Raw genomic sequence first — 16,121 nt, forward strand, 5'->3', positions numbered from 1 at the left:
CGTCCCCGCGGAGGGCGCGTTGTGATCACCCGGTGAGCGACTCCGCGGACCGGCTGGACGGCGAGGACCCGGAGCGTTGGCTGCTCAGCGCGCAGGAGCGCGGCAACCCGGCGACCGACGTGCCCGGCTGGACGGCGGGCAACCTGTGCGTGCCGCTGGTGCACGGGGCGGCCTACTTCGACCGGCTCGTCGAGTGCGTCGAGGCGCTGGACGAGGGCGACCACCTCTTCTTCACCGACTGGCGCGGTGACCCCGACGAGCAGCTGCGGCCCGGCGGCCCGACGGTGGCGCAGCTGCTCACCGAGGCGGTGCGCCGCGGGGTGACGGTGCGCGGGCTGGTGTGGCGCTCGCACATGGACCGGGCCTCGTTCAGCAAGGAGGAGAACCGGGCGCTGGACGACGAGGTCGAGCACGGCGGCGGCGAGGTGCTGCTCGACCAGCGGGTGCGCCGGTTCGGCTCGCACCACCAGAAGCTCGTGGTGCTGCGGCACGACCAGGACGCCACCCGCGACGTGGCCTTCGTCGGGGGGATCGACCTGTGCCACGCCCGGCGGGACGACGCCGAGCACCACGGGGACCCGCAGCCGCTGGCGATGGCGGCGGCCTACGGGCCGACCCCGCCGTGGCACGACGTGCAGCTGGAGGTGCGCGGCCCGGCCGTGCACGTGCTCGACACCGTCTTCCGCGAGCGGTGGGACGACCCGAACGACACCGACACCGACCACCCGATCGCGTGGCTGTTCGACAAGCTGCACCGCAACCAGACCCACGGCGACCCGCTGCCGCCGCAGCTGCCGCCACCCCCGCCGTGCGGGCCGCACCTGGTGCAGAACCTGCGGACCTATCCGGCGATCCGGCCGCCGTACCGGTTCGCGCCGCAGGGCGAGCGGTCGGTGGCCCGCGGCTACAGCAAGGCGATTAAGCGGGCGCGGCGGCTGATCTACCTCGAGGACCAGTACATGTGGTCGGCCGAGGTGGCCCAGCTGTTCGCCGACGCGCTGCGGGCGAACCCCGACCTGCACCTGGTGGTCGTCGTGCCCCGAGTGCCCGACCAGGACGGCGCCTTCGCCCGGCGGCCGCAGTACGTGGGCCGCTGGCAGGCGCTGGAGCTGTGCCGGGCGGCCGGGCCCGACCGGGTGCACGTGTTCGACGTGGAGAACCACGCGGGGACGCCGGTCTACGTGCACGCCAAGGTCTGCGTGGTCGACGACGTGTGGGTCAGCGTGGGCAGCGACAACTTCAACCGGCGGTCCTGGACGCACGACAGCGAGTTGTCCAGCGCCGTCCTCGACACCACCCGGGACGAGCGCGAGCCGCGGGACCCGGCCGGCACCGGCGACGGCGCCCGCGTCTTCGCCCGCGACCTGCGGCTGCGGCTGGGGCGGGAGCACACCGACCGCGCCCCGGACGGGTCCGAGGACGCCGACCTGCTCGACCCCGCCGCGTTCGTCGCGACCCTGGAGGCCGCGGCCGAGACCCTGGACGCCTGGCACGCGGGCGGCCGCGTCGGTCCCCGCCCGCGCGGCCGATTGCGCCGGCACTCGGCCGAGCGGCTCTCCCTGACCACGCGGCTGTGGGCGACGCCGGTCTACCGCCTCCTCGACGACCCCGACGGCCGCCCGCTGAGGCTCCGCCTCCGCAAGCAGTTCTGACCCCATCGCCGGCACCGGCGCCTGCCGGGCGACGCCCGCCGCCCGCACCCCCACCACGTCCTCCCGGGTGCTCCGCCTGTGCCCACCCCCCGTGGGCACAGGCGGAGCACTCCCGAGGAGACACAGGCGCCGGCCTTCTGACAGTGCCCACCGGACGTGGGCAGTGACGGAGGATCTCGGGGGGACACATGGCCCTCGTCCTCGCCGGATCCGGTTGTGGACGGAGCGCGCTCTCCACAGCCGGTCGGATCCGCTGGTCGATCCCCGGCCCCGTCCTCAGCCTGGTCCGGTGACCGAGTGGGAGCTCCCGGGGATCCTGCGCCGCATCCGCCGGGTCGCGGACCTCTCCCAGCGGCAACTCGCCCAGGAGCTCGGCCTCTCGAAGTCCGGGGTGGCCGCCGTGGAGAGCGGGGTCAGGGACCTCGACGTCCGCGTCCTGGTCGCCGCCGCGGCGCTCGCAGGCATGCGCCTCGCACTCCTCGACGCCGACGGTCGCGAGGTCGCGGGCATGGCGCCGGGCACCGCGCGCGACGGCGCCGGGCGGCGCTTCCCCGCGCACCTCGACACCGCGCTCACGGACGAGCGGTACTGGGGTGAGCACCGGAGGGACCGGCCCGTCACCGCATACACCGCCCAGCGCGACCGCCGCCGGCGTGACTCACAGCGGGCCTGGCACGGCACGCCCGACGACCACCTGGTCCCAGAGCCGGGCGACTCGCCCGCCGAGCGGCGCGCCGCGCGGCGGGCCGAGGTGCGGCGCCGGGTGCACGAGGAGTGGGAGCGCCGGCGGGCCGCGGGCGAGCTGCCGCCGCTGCAGGACCCGGTGTGCACCTGCCCCCGCGACTGCGACACCGGGGTGGCGAGCGGGCGGGCGGTCCACACCGACGACTGCGTGTGTGGGTGCGACGTCGGCTGACCCGCTGCTACCGTGGTCGTCGTGCGCGGCAGCCTCCTGCTTACCCGCCGCGGCGAGGCCCTCTCCTAGGTCGGCCCCCTCGCCGCGGTGTCCTGCCGTGACCGAGTGCGTTCCCGGCGCCCGCTGACCGCCCATCGGAGCTGAGTCCAGCCCGCGCCCGAGGAGCACCCACCATGCACGAGAACCACCCGCACGCCCGGAACCCGCAGCGGCCCTCCCCCATGGCGTTCGGCCGCTACGCGCCGTTCACCCCGATCGAGCTGCCCGACCGCACCTGGCCGGAGCGGACCACGACCGTGGCCCCGCGCTGGTGCGCCGTCGACCTGCGCGACGGCAACCAGGCCCTGATCGACCCGATGACCCCCGACCGCAAGCGACGCATGTTCGAGCTGCTGGTCCGGATGGGCTACAAGGAGATCGAGGTCGGCTTCCCCGCGGCCAGCCAGACGGACTTCGACTTCGTCCGCCAGCTGATCGAGGACGACCTGGTACCCGACGACGTCACGATCCAGGTCCTGACCCAGTCGCGCGACGAGCTGATCGAGCGCACCTACGAGTCGCTGCAGGGCGCCAAGCAGGCGATCGTGCACCTCTACAACTCCACGAGCACCCTGCAGCGGCGGGTGGTGTTCAACTCCGACCGCGCCGGGATCGTCGACATCGCCGTCCACGGGGCGCAGCTGGTGCGCAAGCTGGCCGAGCAGATGCGCGACACCGAGATCCGCTTCGAGTACTCGCCCGAGTCGTTCACCGGCACCGAGCTCGAGTTCGCCGTCGAGGTCTGCAACGCCGTCACCGACGTGTGGGAGCCCACCGTCGACCGGCCGACGATCCTCAACCTGCCGGCCACCGTCGAGATGGCCGAGCCGACGGTCTACGCCGACCAGATCGAGTGGATGCACCGCAACCTGGGCCGGCGCGACGCCGTCGTCCTGAGCCTGCACCCGCACAACGACCGCGGCACCGCCGTGGCCGCCGCCGAGCTGGGCTACCGCGCCGGCGCCGACCGCATCGAGGGCTGCCTGTTCGGCAACGGCGAGCGCACCGGCAACGTCTGCCTGGTCACCCTGGGCCTGAACCTGTTCAGCCAGGGCATCGACCCGCAGATCGACTTCACCGACATCGACGAGATCCGCCGCACCGTCGAGTACTGCAACCAGATCGGCGTGCACGAGCGGCACCCCTACGGCGGCGACCTGGTCTACACCGCGTTCTCCGGCTCCCACCAGGACGCCATCAACAAGGGCTTCAAGGCCCTGGAGGCCGACGCCGCGGCCGCCGGCAAGCCGGTGCAGGAGATGCCCTGGGCGGTCCCGTACCTGCCGATCGACCCCAAGGACGTCGGCCGCAGCTACGAAGCCGTCATCCGGGTGAACAGCCAGTCCGGCAAGGGCGGCGTCGCCTACATCATGAAGACCGAGCACCAGCTGGACCTGCCCCGCCGGCTGCAGATCGAGTTCAGCGGGGTCATCCAGCGGCACACCGACGACGAGGGCGGCGAGGTGACCGCCCAGCAGATGTGGGCGGCGTTCAGCAGCGAGTACCTGCCCGACCCGGCGGCGCCGTGGGGCCGCTTCTCCCTGGCCGGGCACCGGCACACCGCGCACGGTGAGCAGCTCGACGAGATGGTCGTCGAGCTGGTCGACGACGGCGTCCCGGTGACCATCGAGGGCCGTGGCAACGGCCCGATCGCCGCGTTCGTCGACGCGCTGCGGGTCCTGGACGTCGACGTCCGCGTGCTCGACTACGCCGAGCACGCCATGTCCGCCGGCGGGGACGCCCGGGCGGCGGCCTACGTCGAGTGCGCCGTCGGCGACCGGGTGCTGTGGGGCGTCGGCGTCGACCCCAACATCGTCAGCGCGTCGCTGCGGGCGGTCGTCTCCGCGGTCAACCGCGCGCAGCGCTGAGGCTCAGCGCCCCGGGGGCGGCGGCGGGTCCGCCGCCTCCGGGGGCGCGTCCCCGGGCTCGTCGCCGCGGTACAGGTTCTCGCCGGGCGCCGCCGGGGCGAACTCGTCGACCAGCAGCAGGTCCCGCCGCACGTGCCGGCGCCGGTAGGCGACCCGGCTGATCATGTGCGCGCTCACCGGCGCGGTCAGCAGCTGGAAGGCGGCGACCAGCAGCAGCATCCAGGCCGCCGACCAGCCCTGCAGCCGGATCGCCGCGCCCACCATCACCAGCAGCACGCCGAGCACCTGTGGCTTGGTCCCGGCGTGCATCCGGGTGAGCACGTCGGGGAAGCGGAGCAGGCCCAGCCCGGCGGTCAGGCAGAGGAACGCGCCGGCCACCAGGCTGGCGAAGGCGACGACGTCGACGGCGGCGCTCACCGGCGCCCCTCCCGTTCCTCGGCGGCGACCGGCAGCCCGAGGTCGCGCCCGTCGCCGGTGGCCGAGCCGCGCAGCATCCCGCCCACGTACCGGGCGATCGACACCGACCCGACGAACGCCAGCAGCGAGACGACGACGAGCACCGGCACCACGGTCGGCGACCGCTCCAGCGCCGCGTACACCGCCAGGCCCGCGGAGATGATCACCAGCAGCGTGTCGGTGGCCACCACCCGGTCCAGCAGCGAGGGCCCCAGCGCCAGCCGGACCAGCGCGAGCAGCGCGCCGCCCCCGATGAGCGTGTACAGCACCAGGCCGACGACGGTCACGGCCGCACCCCCTCCACCGACCGCCCGCGGGCGGCCGGGTCACGGTCCAGCGCCGCGACGTCCTCGGCCGACCCGAACGCCCGGACCAGGCGGTCCTCGACGACCAGGACGTCGGTCCGCTCCCGCTCCACGTGCTCGCGGTCGCGGACGTGCAGCAGGTGCAGGGTGATCGTGCGGTCCTCCCGGTCGAGGTCGAGGACGATCGAGCCGGGCACCAGCGACAGCGACTCGGCGACCATGGTGAGCAGCAGGTCGGAGTCGGTGCGCAGCTGCACCCGGATGATCGCCGAGCACCGCCGGCCGCCCGGCGACAGCGCCAGCCAGGCCACCTGGGCGCCGGAGACCACCAGGTCCACGAGGAAGTGGCCGGCGAACCGCAGCAGCGGCAGCGGGCGCACCCGCGTCCGGCCGGTCACGCCCGGCAGCGGCAGCAGCACCGTCACCAGCAGCGCGACCACGGCGCCGGAGAGCAGGTTCGCCCAGGACCAGGTGCCCCACAGCAGGATCCACACGAGCACCAGCCACGCCAGCAGCGGCAGCTGGTGCCGGAGCCGGGCGGCGGTCCCGTCCGCGGAGCCGGTCACGTCGCGCCCTCCGCGGCCGGGGCGTCGAACACCGACTCGATGTAGGGCGCGCGCTCGACCAGGTCGCCGGCGGCGCGGTCGGCCAGGCCGTAGAGGTAGCCGGCGATACCGGTGAGCGCGACGGTGACCGCCACGAGGGCGGCCGTGGCCGCCACCATCGCCCGGGGCAGCGGCCGCAGCGCCCGGACCGCGCCGGCGGCCGGGGCGACGTCCGGGTCGGCGGCCGTCGCCACGGCGGTGTGCCGCCGCCACGCGGCCTGCCGGGCGGTGAGCTCCCCGACGCCGCCCGCCGGGCCGGCGCCGTCCCCGGGGCCCGCGTCGGCGGCGGCCGCGGCGGCGGTGTCCTGGGCGGGCGCCTGCGTCGGCGGCCGCCAGAAGGCGCGGGTCCAGACGCGGGCGATCGCCACCAGGGTCAGCAGGCTGGTCACGACGCCACCGGCGACGAGCACGTACGCCAGGCCGCTGCCGTCGGCGACGCCGGCCTGCAGCAGCCCGAGCTTGCCGATGAACCCCGACAGCGGCGGGATGCCGGCGAGGTTCATCGCCGGCACGAAGAACAGCACCGCCAGCAGCGGGGAGCGCCGGGCCAGGCCGCCGAGGCGGTCGATCGACGTCGTCCCGCCCTGGCGCTCGATCAGGCCGGCGACCAGGAACAGCGTGGTCTGGATGGCGATGTGGTGGGCGACGTAGAAGATCGCGCCGGCCAGCCCGGCCGTCGTCCCCAGCGCGATGCCGAACACCATGTAGCCGATGTGGCTGACCAGCGTGAACGACAGCAGCCGGCGCAGGTCGGTCTGCGCGACGGCGCCCAGGATGCCGATCACCATCGTGGCCAGGGCGGCCCACAGGAGCAGGTCGTCGAGCGCGCCGCCGGGGAACAGCAGCGTCTGGGTGCGGATGATCGCGTAGACGCCGACCTTGGTGAGCAGCCCGGCGAAGACGGCGGTGACCGGCGCCGGGGCGGTCGGGTAGCTGTCGGGCAGCCACGCCGACAGCGGGAACACGGCGGCCTTGATCCCGAACGCGATGAGCAGCAGCGACTGCAGCAGCAGCTGGGTGCCCTCGGGCAGGTCGGCAAGCCGGACCGCCAGGTCGGCCATGTTCACCGTGCCGGTCGCCGCGTACACCAGCCCGATCGCCGCGAGGAAGACCAGCGAGCTGGTCAGGCTGACGATCACGTAGGTGATCCCGCCGCGGATGCGCGGCGCGGTGCCGCCGAGGGTCAGCAGCACGTAGCTGGCCATCAGCAGGATCTCGAAGCCGACGTAGAGGTTGAACAGGTCACCGGCCAGGAAGGCGTTGCTCACGCCGGCCACCAGCACCAGGAACGTCGGGTGGAAGATCGACAGCGGCGTCTCCTCGTCCCGGTCGGCCGACCCCTGGCCGACGGCGAAGACGAGCACCCCCAGCGCCACCGTCGAGGCCACGACGAGCATCAGCGCCGACAGCCGGTCGACCACCAGCACGATGCCCAGCGGCACCGGCCAGCCGCCGACGGCGACCGCGAGCGGGCCGTCGGCGTCGGCGGTCAGCAGCAGGACCACCGAGACCGCCAGGACGACGGCCAGCACGGCGATGCTGAGCGTGCGCTGGGACCGCGGGTGGTGGGCCAGCAGCAGCGCGCCGGCCGCGCCGAGCAGCGGCAGCAGGACCGGCAGCGGGACCAGGACGCTGGTCACCGCGCACCGGCCGGCAGGTCGACGTCGTCGGCCGGCACGTCGTCCTCCCCGGGGCCGTCGCCCCGCCTGCTCAGGCTGTCGGCGTGCCCGGCGATGCGGTCGCCCGGCGCGAGGTCGTCGGGGTCGAGCTCGTCGGCGTCGGTGCCGGTGCGGGTGGCGACCCGCCGGTCCTCCTCGTCGGTGCCCACGACCTCCTGGCGGACCAGCCGCCACGAGCGGTGGATCATCGCCAGCACGAACGCCGAAACGCCGAAGGTGATCACGATCGCGGTGAGGATCAGCGCCTGCGGCAGCGGGTCGTTCATGTCCTCGGGCTCGGAGACGCCGAGGATCGGTGCCAGTCCGGCCGGGCCGCCGGCGGACAGCAGCAGCAGGTTGGTGGCGTTGCCCAGCAGCAGGAAGCCGAGCAGCACCCGGGTGAGGCTGCGGTCCAGCAGCAGGTACACGCCGGCGGCGTAGAGGCCGCCGATGACCACCGGCAGCACGACGGTGGGGGTCATCGCGCGACCACCTCTCCCTCGTTGAGCTCGATCGGGTCGTCCTCGTCGTCCTGGCGGTCCAGCTCGGCGCCGAGGCTGCGCAGCACGTCGAGCACCAGGCCGACGACGATCAGGTACACGCCCATGTCGAAGAACAGCGAGGTCACGAGCTTGACGTCGCCGAGCACGGGCAGGGTGGCCTCGAGGATCGCCGTCTGCAGCACCTCGCCGCCGAACAGCAGCCCGCCCACTCCGGTGCCGCCGGCGAACAGCAGCCCGGTGCCCAGCAGCGCGCCGGGCGCGACCGGGGCGGCCTCGCCGAGCTCGTAGCGGCCGCCGGCGAGGTAGCGCAGGACCAGCGCCAGCCCGGCGACCAGGCCGCCGGCGAACCCGCCGCCGGGCTCGTTGTGGCCGGAGAACAGCAGGTAGACGGAGAAGACCAGGATGGTGTGGAACAGGACGCGGGTGATCACCTCGAGCACCACCGAGCGCCGGGCGGGGTCGAGGGTGGCGCCGGCGGCCAGCCAGCGCGGGCGCCGGCCGTCCTCGGACAGCTCGGCCCGCTCGGCGCGGTCCACGCCGCCGGTCCGCCGGCGCAGGAAGACCAGGCTGGCCACCCCGGTGGCGGCCACGACCAGCAGCGAGATCTCGCCGAGGGTGTCCCACGCGCGGATGTCGACCAGCGTGACGTTGACGATGTTCTGCCCGCCGCCGAAGTCGTAGGCGGCGTCCGGGTAGTCGACCGACACCGGCGTCGCCGTCCGGGAGCTCAGCGCGACGGCGCCGACCACCGCCATGAAGGCGCCGACGGCGACGGCGACGACGCCCCGGACCGCCCGCTCCCGCGGCCGGTGCCGCTCGCCGATGTCCTTGGGCAGCTTGCGCAGCACGAGGACGAAGACGACGAGGGTCAGCGTCTCCACCAGGAACTGGGTCAGCGCCAGGTCGGGCGCGCCCTGCAGCACGAAGAGGACGGCGGTGCCGTACCCGGTGACCCCGACGACCAGGACCGCCGACAGCCGCTGCCGGATGCGCAGGCTCAGCACCGCCGCGGTGACGACGACGACGCCGACCATCGCCTGCACCGGGGTGTCCCAGGCCCGCCACTCCCCCGGCCACGGCGCCCGGGTGAGCAGGATCGTGCCGGGCAGCGCGAGGACGGCGACGAGGATGGTGCCCAGGTAGGCCGGCAGCGAGCCGCGCTGGGTGGTGCCGGTGACCAGCACCGCGAGCCGGTCCAGGCCCTGGATGACGTTCCAGTAGCCCTCGTCGGCCGAGGCGCCCACCGCGAACCGGCGCTGGAACCGCGTGATGACGTCGCGGGCGGCGAACAGCGCGGCACCGCCGAGCACGGTGACCGCCGACAGGGCCAGCGCCGGCTGCAGGCCGTGCCACAGGGCGAGCTCCTCGTACTCGGGCGCGAGCAGCGGCAGCGTGTCGGCGTACTCGGTGACCAGCGACGCCAGCAGCGGGCTGAGCGGCCCGGCCAGCAGCCCGGCGAGGGAGAGCACGACGGGCGCGGTGAGGAACAGCGGGCCCGGCGCGTGCGCGACCCCGGTGTCGGCGACGCCGCGCTTGCGGGCCAGCGCCCCCCACAGGAACCGGAAGGTGTAGCCGGCGGTCAGGACCGAGCCGACCACCAGGCCGGTGAGCTCGAACGCCGCGGCGGTGCGCGACGGGAGCCCGCCCTCCCACAGCGCGGTGAACGCGGCCTCCTTGCCGACGAACCCGAGCATCGGCGGCAGCCCGGCCATCGAGGCCCCGGCGAGGACCGCCGCGCCGGCGAGCACCGGCAGCCGCCGGCCGAGGCCGGAGAGCTTCCGCAGGTCGCGGGTGCCGGTCGAGTGGTCGACGACGCCGACGGTGAGGAACAGCGTGGACTTGAACAGGGCGTGCGCCGCGGTCATGGTCAGGCCGGCCGCGGCCAGCTCCCGGCTGCCGCCGCCGACCAGCACCAGCAGGAACCCGAGCTGGCTCACCGTGCCGAAGGCCAGCAGCAGCTTGAGGTCGTTCTGCCGCAGGGCGCGGTAGCCGCCGACGAGCATGGTGGCCAGGCCCAGGCCCAGGACGATCGGGCGCCAGCCCGGCACGTCGGCGAAGCCGGGCGCCAGCCGGGCGGTGAGGTAGATGCCGGCCTTCACCATCGCCGCGGCGTGCAGGTAGGCGCTGACCGGGGTCGGGGCCTCCATCGCGGCCGGCAGCCAGAAGTGGAAGGGCACCATCGCCGACTTGGTGACCGCGCCGACGAGCACCAGCACCGTGCCGACCGTCATCGCCGTCCCGCTGCCGGGGTCGGCGACGACCTCCGAGAGCAGGAACGAGCCGCTGGCCTGGCCCACCACGATCAGCCCGACCAGCATCGCCAGCCCGCCCGCGGTGGTGAGCACCAGCGCCTGGGTGGCCGCCCGGCGCGCGGCCAGCCGCCGCCCGGAGCCGCCGATCAGCAGGAACGAGAAGACGGTGGTCAGCTCCCAGAAGACGTACAGCAGGAGCAGGTCGTCGGCGAGGACGAGGCCGAGCATCGAGCCGGCGAAGGCGGTCAGCGTGCCGGCGAACCGGCCGGTGCCCTCGTCGTCCGGGCCGAAGTAGCGGGCGCAGTAGAGCAGGACCAGGGCGCCGACGCCGGTGACCAGCGCGGCGAACAGCAGCGCGAGCGCGTCCAGCCGCAGCGCGATCTCCAGGTCCAGGGCCGGGATCCACTCGACGGTCTCGCGGACCTCCCGGCCGTCGACCACCGCCGACAGCTGCACCAGCACCCACACGAACGTGGCGGCGGGGACCAGCGCGAGCGCCAGGAAGGCCTGCCTGCCCCACCACCGGACGAGCGCGGGCGCGAGCAGCGCGGCGAGCAGGTGGAGGAGCAGCAGTGCGAGCACGGGTCTCCCGGGAGTCGATGGCGGCTCGGGGACCACAGAACGTCGGTCTGACGGCCGGCGGTAAGGCCCAGCTTACCTGCCGGGGCGTACCAGGCCGCTCTCGTAGGCGAAGGCCACCGCCTGCACCCGGTCGCGCAGCCCGAGCTTGAGCAGCAGCCGGCTCACGTGCGTCTTGACCGTCGCCTCGCCGAGGTAGAGCCGGGCGGCGATCTCCGCGTTGGACAGGCCCGCGGCCACCAGCGAGAGGACGTCGGTCTCCCGCTCGGTCAGCTCGGCCAGCCGCCCGGCCGCGCCGGGGTCGGCCGCCGGGGCGGCGGCGAAGGACTCGATGACCCGCAGCGTCACGGCCGGGTCCAGCAGCCCCTGCCCCGCGGCGACGGTGCGGACGGCGGCGACCAGGTCCTCCGGCGGGGCCACCTTGAGCAGGAAGCCGCTGACGCCGGCGCGCAGCGCGGCGGCCACGTACTCGTCCTCGTCGAAGGTGGTCAGCACGACCACCCGTGTGGGCAGCCGGGCGGCGACCATCCGCCGGGCGGCCTCCAGCCCGTCCATCCCGGGCATCCGCACGTCGAGCAGGACGACGTCGGGCTGCAGCCGGGTGACCACCGCGACGCCCTCGGCGCCGTCCGCGGCCTCCCCCACCACCTCGATGTCGGGCTCGGCGGCGAGCACCATCCGCAGGCCGGTGCGGATCATCGACTGGTCGTCGACCAGGACCACCCGGATCGTCACGCCGACACCTCCGCCGCGGCCGGCGCCGTCGCGGGGACCGGGAAGGAGGCCCGGACGCGGTAGCCGCCGCCGCGGACCGGGCCGACGGTGAGCGTGCCGCCGGCGACGGTGACCCGCTCCCGCATGTGCAGCTGGCCGTGCCCGCCGGGCGCCGTGCCGGCCGGCGGGCGGGGCAGGCGGGGCCGGCCGTCGTCGGTGACGGTGACGGTCACCCGGTCGGCGGCCCAGGCGACCTCGACCCGGGTCGCGGCCGCGCCGGCGTGCCGCACCACGTTGGACAGCGCCTCCTGCACGACCCGCACGGCCGAGACGTCGACCAGCTGGGGCAGCTCCGCCGGCTCGCCGGTGACCACCAGCTCGACCGGCATCCCGGTGCCGCGCAGCCCGTCCAGGACGGCCTCGAGCCGGGACAGCGAGGGCTGCGGGGCCGGGTCGCCGTCCGCCTCCTCGCGGAGGATGCCGACCACCCGCCGCATCTCGTCGACCGACTCCCGGCCGAGCCGCTCCAGGCCGCGCAGCACCTCCTGCGCGTCGGGCCGGTCCGGCAGCAGCCGCCGCAGGCCGCCCATCTGCAGCACCATCACGCTCACCGAGTGCGCCACCGAGTCGTGCACCTCGCGGGCGATCCGGGCCCGCTCGGCGACGGCCGCCGCCGACGCCACCGCCTCCTGCTGCGCGGCCAGCCGGGCGGCCAGCACCTGCAGCTCCCGCGAGCGCTCCCGCGACTGCCGGACCAGCACCCCGACGCCCCAGGCCACCCCGGTGACCAGCAGGTAGAACATGGCCTCCCACGTCGAGGGGCCGAACGCCACGCCCGCCCCGATGACGACCGCCGTGGCCAGGGCCGCCGCGCGCAGGCCGCGCCGCAGCGGCAGCACGGCGGCCGCGTGGCCCACCAGCAGCGCCATGCCCACCAGCTGGGCACCGCCGGGGCCGGGGGTGCCCAGCCCGTAGTTGCCGAGCACGCACAGCGCGCCCACCACCGCGGCCGTCGCCGGCCAGGACGCGCAGACCGCCACCACCGCGCCGACGGCGACGCCGGGCAGGCAGGTGACCAGCGGGAAGGAGAACGTCTCGTCGATCGCCGTCTCGACGACCGACAGCACGGCCAGCAGCAGGCCGACGCCGGGCCACAGCAGGCGGGCGAGGCCGGGGTGCGTGGCTGACCAGCGAGGCATGGCGAGCACGCTAGGGGCCCCGCGGCGGCCCGGGCATCCCCCTCAGGACGGACGGCGCGCCGTCCGCCATCCGCCGTGCGGCGGAACCGGATCGGTTCGTCGCGACGGACGCGCAGGTCAGAGCCCGGTTCCTAGCGTTCTCGCCATGACGACGAACCTGATGCCCCCCGCCCCCTCGACCGTCCCGGCCGCCCCCGCCCCGGCCGGGCGCAGCGCCGGCTCGCTGATGCTCCCGCTCGCCGGCGGCGCCCTGATCGCCGGCTCCCTGCTCTACGTCGCGGGCCTGGCCACCTCCCCGCCGTGGGACTCCCCGTCCGACGCCGACTACATCGCCTCGCTGGCCCGCGACGAGGGGCAGACGACGCTGTCGGCGGTGCTGCTGCACTACGGCAACCTCGTGCTCGGCCTGGCCTGGCTGGCCGCGCCGGCCCTCGTCCGGGGCCGCCGGGGCCGGATCCCCACGATCGTGGGCGCGCTGATGTCCGCGCTGGGCCTGGTGACCGTGGCCGGCTTCGTCCTCTACGACTACTGGACCGCCGCCATCGGCCGCGAGCTGCCCGCCGACCGGGCCGAGGAGCTGTTCGGCGTCGTGCAGGCCAACCCGGGCGTCGCCGTGGTCGGCATCGTCACGCTGTTCGGGATCCTCGGGCCGATCGTGGCCGTCGCCGGCCTGGCCCGCGCCGGGGTGATCTCCTGGTGGCTGCTCGCCGCGCCGGTCGCGTGCACCGTCGCCTCGGCCGCGCTGGTCTTCGCCCCGCTGCCCTACGCCGGCTTCGCGCTGGTCGGCGCGATCCCGACCGCCGTGGTGGGCCTGCGGATGATCCAGCGCCGCCGCGCCGAGGCCGCGGTCGCCGCCTGACCCGGCCGTCCGCTGACCGCCACCGCGCCCGTGTCCGTCGCCCCCGTGCCCCGTCTCCTCCGGGAGGCGGGGCACGGGGCCGGTTCAGGCCCCGCGCTCGGCGGCGGCGGCGAGGTCGGCGAGGTCGCGGTCGAGCGCCCGGGTCACCGACCGGCGCACGAGCGGCCCGGTGACCGCCGCCAGCACCCGCACCACGGCGGAGGACGGCGTGCCCCCGAAGGTCATCCGCACGTCGGTGCCGCCGTCGGCGGCCGGCGCGAAGGCGAAGGTGGACACGTAGCGGACGCCGGAGCTCGCCGCCTCCACCGTGTAGGCCCGCTGCGGCTCGACCGCGGTCACGGCCATCTCCTCGGTCGCCGACCGGCCCATCATCGTCCGGGTCTCCCGCCAGCGGGTGCCGACGCCGAACGGGCCGGGCGTGAGCACCTCCACCGCGTCGACGCCCGACAGGACCTGCGGGGCACCCGCGAGGTCGGTGGCCACCGCCCAGACCCGCTCGACCGGCGCCCGTACGTGCCGGCGGACCTCCACGTCCCGCATGTCGCCGCGCTCCCCTCAGCCCTCGGCCACCTCGGCGGCGGCCAGCCAGTCGGTCTCGACCTGGTCCTTCTCCGCCAGCAGGGCCCGCAGCTGCCCGTCGAGCTCCGTCACCCGCGCGTGGTCGGTGGCCGCGGCGGCGAGCTGCTCGTGCAGCCGCTGCTCGTCGGCCTCCAGCTTGGCCAACCGCCGCTCCAGCCGGGCGGCCTCCTTCTTCGCCGCCCGGGCCTCGGCCGCGGAGGGGCCCGCCGCGGGGGCCGACGGCGCGGGGACGCCGGTGCCGGCGTGCCCGCCCGACAGCGCCGCCTCGCCCGCCGCACGGCGGGCCAGGTACTCCTCCACCCCGCCGGGCAGGGCGGCGATGGTGCCGTCACCCATCAGCGCCACCACCGAGTCGCAGACGCGGTCGACGAAGTAGCGGTCGTGGCTGACCACCAGCACGGTGCCGGCGAACCCGTCGAGCAGGTCCTCCAGCGCGGTGAGGGTGTCGATGTCCAGGTCGTTGGTCGGCTCGTCGAGGACCAGCACGTTGGGCTCGCCCATCAGCAGCCGCAGCAGCTGCAGCCGCCGCCGCTCGCCGCCGGAGAGGTCGCCCACCGGCGTCCACTGGCGGGACGCGGCGAAGCCGAAGCGCTCGGCCAGCGAGGACGCCGAGATCTCGGTGTTGCCCACCCGCGCGATGCGCGAGACCTCCTGCACCGCCTCGAGCACCCGCAGCCGCGGGTCGAGCTCGGCGACGTGCTGGGAGAGGTAGGCGGCCGCGACGGTCTGCCCCTGCACCACCCGCCCGCGGTCGGGTTCGATCTCGCCGAGCAGCAGCCGCAGCAGCGTCGTCTTGCCCGCGCCGTTGACCCCGACCACGCCGATCCGGTCGCCGGGGCCGACGTGCCAGGTGAGGTCGCGGAACAGCTCCCGCGGGCCGGCCGGGGTGTGCACGGCGTGGTCGACGTCCTCGACGTCGAAGACCGTCTTCCCGAGCCGGCGGGCGGCGAAGCCCTTGAGCTCCATGCTCTCGCGCGGCGGCGGCTCGTCGGCGATGAGCGCCTCGGCCGCCTCGATCCGGAACCGCGGCTTGCTGGTGCGGGCCGGCGGCCCCCGGCGCAGCCAGGCCAGCTCCTTGCGGACCAGGTTCAGCCGGCGCTCCTCGGTGACCGCCGCGATCCGCGCCCGCTCGGCGCGGGCCAGCGTGTAGGCCGAGTAGCCGCCCTCGTAGGCGTGCACGTCCCCGTCGGCGACCTCCCACGTGGTCGTGCAGACCGCGTCGAGGAACCAGCGGTCGTGGGTGACCACGAGCAGCCCGCCGCTGCGCCGCTTGACGTAGTCGGCCAGCCAGGCCACGCCCTCGACGTCGAGGTGGTTGGTCGGCTCGTCGAGCACGAGCAGGTCCAGCGGGCGGATCAGCTGGGCGGCCAGCGCCACCCGGCGCCGCTCGCCGCCGGACATGGTCTCCACCGGGGAGTCCAGGCCGAGGCGGTCGAGCTCCAGGCCGGCCAGCACGCTGCGCACGGCCGGGTCGGCGGCCCACTCGTGCTCGGAGGCGAACCGCGACGCGGGGAGGACGACGTCGCGGACCGTCGTCCCCGGCGGGAGGGTGCCGGACTGGTCGAGGACGCCCATCGCCAGGTCGCCGCGGCGGGTGACCCGGCCGGAGTCGGGCTGCTCGACCCCGGTGAGGACCTCGAGCAGCGTCGTCTTCCCGCCGCCGTTGCGGCCGACGACGCCGATCCGCTCGCCCGCGGCGATGCCGAGGGAGACGTCGTCCAGCAGCACGGTCGTGCCGTGCGCCTTGGACACCCGCTCGAGGTTGACCAGGTTCAGGGGCGCGCTCATCGGCGGCTGCGATCGGGATCCATGACCGCCCCAGTATCCGCACGCCCGCGGAGCCCGGTCCCGGCCGGTCCGGGACCGCTGCCCCTGGCTCCCGGGACACCCGGCGCCGGAGGGTCGGGGACGCCGGCCGGACCGGCCCACCAGTCGTC

The 16,121-nt window shown here is 75.3% G+C and carries 14 protein-coding genes; 4 read left to right on the forward strand and 10 right to left on the reverse strand.

The genetic code is table 11. From position 1 onward, the window contains the following. The first annotated feature begins 32 nt into the window (after nucleotides 1-32). The 3 genes from ACI79F_RS03675 (at nucleotide 33) to leuA (ending at nucleotide 4,475) form a co-directional block, all read left to right on the forward strand. Nucleotides 33-1,652, forward strand: a complete 1,620-nt coding sequence (locus ACI79F_RS03675) for a phospholipase D family protein (RefSeq protein WP_456544243.1) — start codon at nucleotides 33-35, stop codon at nucleotides 1,650-1,652. A gap of 289 nt (nucleotides 1,653-1,941) precedes the next feature. Further along, nucleotides 1,942-2,568, forward strand: coding sequence for a helix-turn-helix domain-containing protein (locus ACI79F_RS03680; RefSeq protein ID WP_456544242.1), 627 nt, complete (start codon nucleotides 1,942-1,944; stop codon nucleotides 2,566-2,568). A gap of 173 nt (nucleotides 2,569-2,741) precedes the next feature. Further along, nucleotides 2,742-4,475 (forward strand): 2-isopropylmalate synthase, encoded by a 1,734-nt coding sequence (gene leuA / locus ACI79F_RS03685; RefSeq protein WP_456544241.1) that lies wholly within the window; start codon nucleotides 2,742-2,744, stop codon nucleotides 4,473-4,475. 3 nt (nucleotides 4,476-4,478) lie between these two features. On the opposite strand, the gene mnhG is transcribed toward leuA, so the two are convergent. The 8 genes from mnhG to ACI79F_RS03725 all read right to left on the reverse strand — a co-directional run bounded on the left by mnhG (nucleotide 4,479) and on the right by ACI79F_RS03725 (nucleotide 12,746). Continuing rightward, entirely contained in the window at nucleotides 4,479-4,892 is a 414-nt protein-coding gene (gene mnhG / locus ACI79F_RS03690; RefSeq protein ID WP_456544240.1) for a monovalent cation/H(+) antiporter subunit G, read from the reverse strand. Then, on the reverse strand, nucleotides 4,889-5,218 hold the full coding sequence (locus tag ACI79F_RS03695) for a monovalent cation/H+ antiporter complex subunit F (RefSeq protein ID WP_456544239.1): 330 nt from the start codon (nucleotides 5,216-5,218) through the stop codon (nucleotides 4,889-4,891). Before ACI79F_RS03695 ends, mnhG begins: the two co-directional genes overlap by 4 nt. Next, nucleotides 5,215-5,802 carry a Na+/H+ antiporter subunit E gene (locus tag ACI79F_RS03700; protein ID WP_456544238.1) on the reverse strand — a complete coding sequence of 196 codons (588 nt, stop codon included), beginning with the start codon at nucleotides 5,800-5,802 and terminating at the stop codon, nucleotides 5,215-5,217. The genes ACI79F_RS03695 and ACI79F_RS03700 overlap by 4 nt, the downstream gene beginning before the upstream one ends. Next, on the reverse strand, nucleotides 5,799-7,481 hold the full coding sequence (locus tag ACI79F_RS03705; RefSeq protein ID WP_456544237.1) for a Na+/H+ antiporter subunit D: 1,683 nt from the start codon (nucleotides 7,479-7,481) through the stop codon (nucleotides 5,799-5,801). The genes ACI79F_RS03700 and ACI79F_RS03705 overlap by 4 nt, the downstream gene beginning before the upstream one ends. After that, on the reverse strand, nucleotides 7,478-7,981 hold the full coding sequence (locus ACI79F_RS03710) for a Na(+)/H(+) antiporter subunit C (RefSeq protein WP_456544236.1): 504 nt from the start codon (nucleotides 7,979-7,981) through the stop codon (nucleotides 7,478-7,480). The genes ACI79F_RS03705 and ACI79F_RS03710 overlap by 4 nt, the downstream gene beginning before the upstream one ends. Next, a complete protein-coding gene (locus ACI79F_RS03715; RefSeq protein ID WP_456544235.1) occupies nucleotides 7,978-10,836 on the reverse strand; it encodes a Na+/H+ antiporter subunit A in 2,859 nt (952 codons plus the stop codon). The genes ACI79F_RS03710 and ACI79F_RS03715 overlap by 4 nt, the downstream gene beginning before the upstream one ends. A gap of 72 nt (nucleotides 10,837-10,908) precedes the next feature. Next, on the reverse strand, nucleotides 10,909-11,568 hold the full coding sequence (locus tag ACI79F_RS03720; RefSeq protein WP_456544234.1) for a response regulator: 660 nt from the start codon (nucleotides 11,566-11,568) through the stop codon (nucleotides 10,909-10,911). Next, nucleotides 11,565-12,746, reverse strand: a complete 1,182-nt coding sequence (locus tag ACI79F_RS03725; RefSeq protein WP_456544233.1) for a sensor histidine kinase — start codon at nucleotides 12,744-12,746, stop codon at nucleotides 11,565-11,567. Before ACI79F_RS03725 ends, ACI79F_RS03720 begins: the two co-directional genes overlap by 4 nt. Nucleotides 12,747-12,891: 145 nt before the next feature. Here ACI79F_RS03725 and ACI79F_RS03730 point away from each other — a divergent pair, with 145 nt between their 5' ends. Then, the gene (locus ACI79F_RS03730; RefSeq protein WP_456544232.1) at nucleotides 12,892-13,605 is read left to right on the forward strand and encodes a hypothetical protein; all 714 of its coding nucleotides are present in this window, start codon (nucleotides 12,892-12,894) and stop codon (nucleotides 13,603-13,605) included. A gap of 84 nt (nucleotides 13,606-13,689) precedes the next feature. Here ACI79F_RS03730 and ACI79F_RS03735 read toward each other — a convergent pair whose 3' ends face one another. Both ACI79F_RS03735 and ACI79F_RS03740 read right to left on the reverse strand, forming a co-directional pair. Beyond that, nucleotides 13,690-14,145, reverse strand: coding sequence for an SRPBCC family protein (locus ACI79F_RS03735; RefSeq protein WP_456544231.1), 456 nt, complete (start codon nucleotides 14,143-14,145; stop codon nucleotides 13,690-13,692). A 15-nt stretch (nucleotides 14,146-14,160) separates the two neighbouring features. After that, complete coding sequence (locus ACI79F_RS03740) at nucleotides 14,161-15,972, reverse strand: ABC-F family ATP-binding cassette domain-containing protein (protein ID WP_456544230.1); 1,812 nt, start codon at nucleotides 15,970-15,972, stop codon at nucleotides 14,161-14,163. Nucleotides 15,973-16,121: the final 149 nt, after the last annotated feature.

This window comes from Blastococcus sp. SYSU D00868, assembly GCF_054050575.1.

Excerpts from the sequence above, each read along its gene's own strand:
- leuA (WP_456544241.1), top strand. The coding sequence starts at position 2,742 with ATGCACGAGAACCACCCGCACGCCCGGAACCCGCAGCGGCCCTCCCCC.
- ACI79F_RS03710 (WP_456544236.1), bottom strand. The coding sequence starts at position 7,981 with ATGACCCCCACCGTCGTGCTGCCGGTGGTCATCGGCGGCCTCTACGCC.
- ACI79F_RS03725 (WP_456544233.1), bottom strand. The coding sequence starts at position 12,746 with ATGCCTCGCTGGTCAGCCACGCACCCCGGCCTCGCCCGCCTGCTGTGG.
- ACI79F_RS03730 (WP_456544232.1), top strand. The coding sequence starts at position 12,892 with ATGACGACGAACCTGATGCCCCCCGCCCCCTCGACCGTCCCGGCCGCC.
- ACI79F_RS03735 (WP_456544231.1), bottom strand. The coding sequence starts at position 14,145 with ATGCGGGACGTGGAGGTCCGCCGGCACGTACGGGCGCCGGTCGAGCGG.
- ACI79F_RS03740 (WP_456544230.1), bottom strand. The coding sequence starts at position 15,972 with ATGAGCGCGCCCCTGAACCTGGTCAACCTCGAGCGGGTGTCCAAGGCG.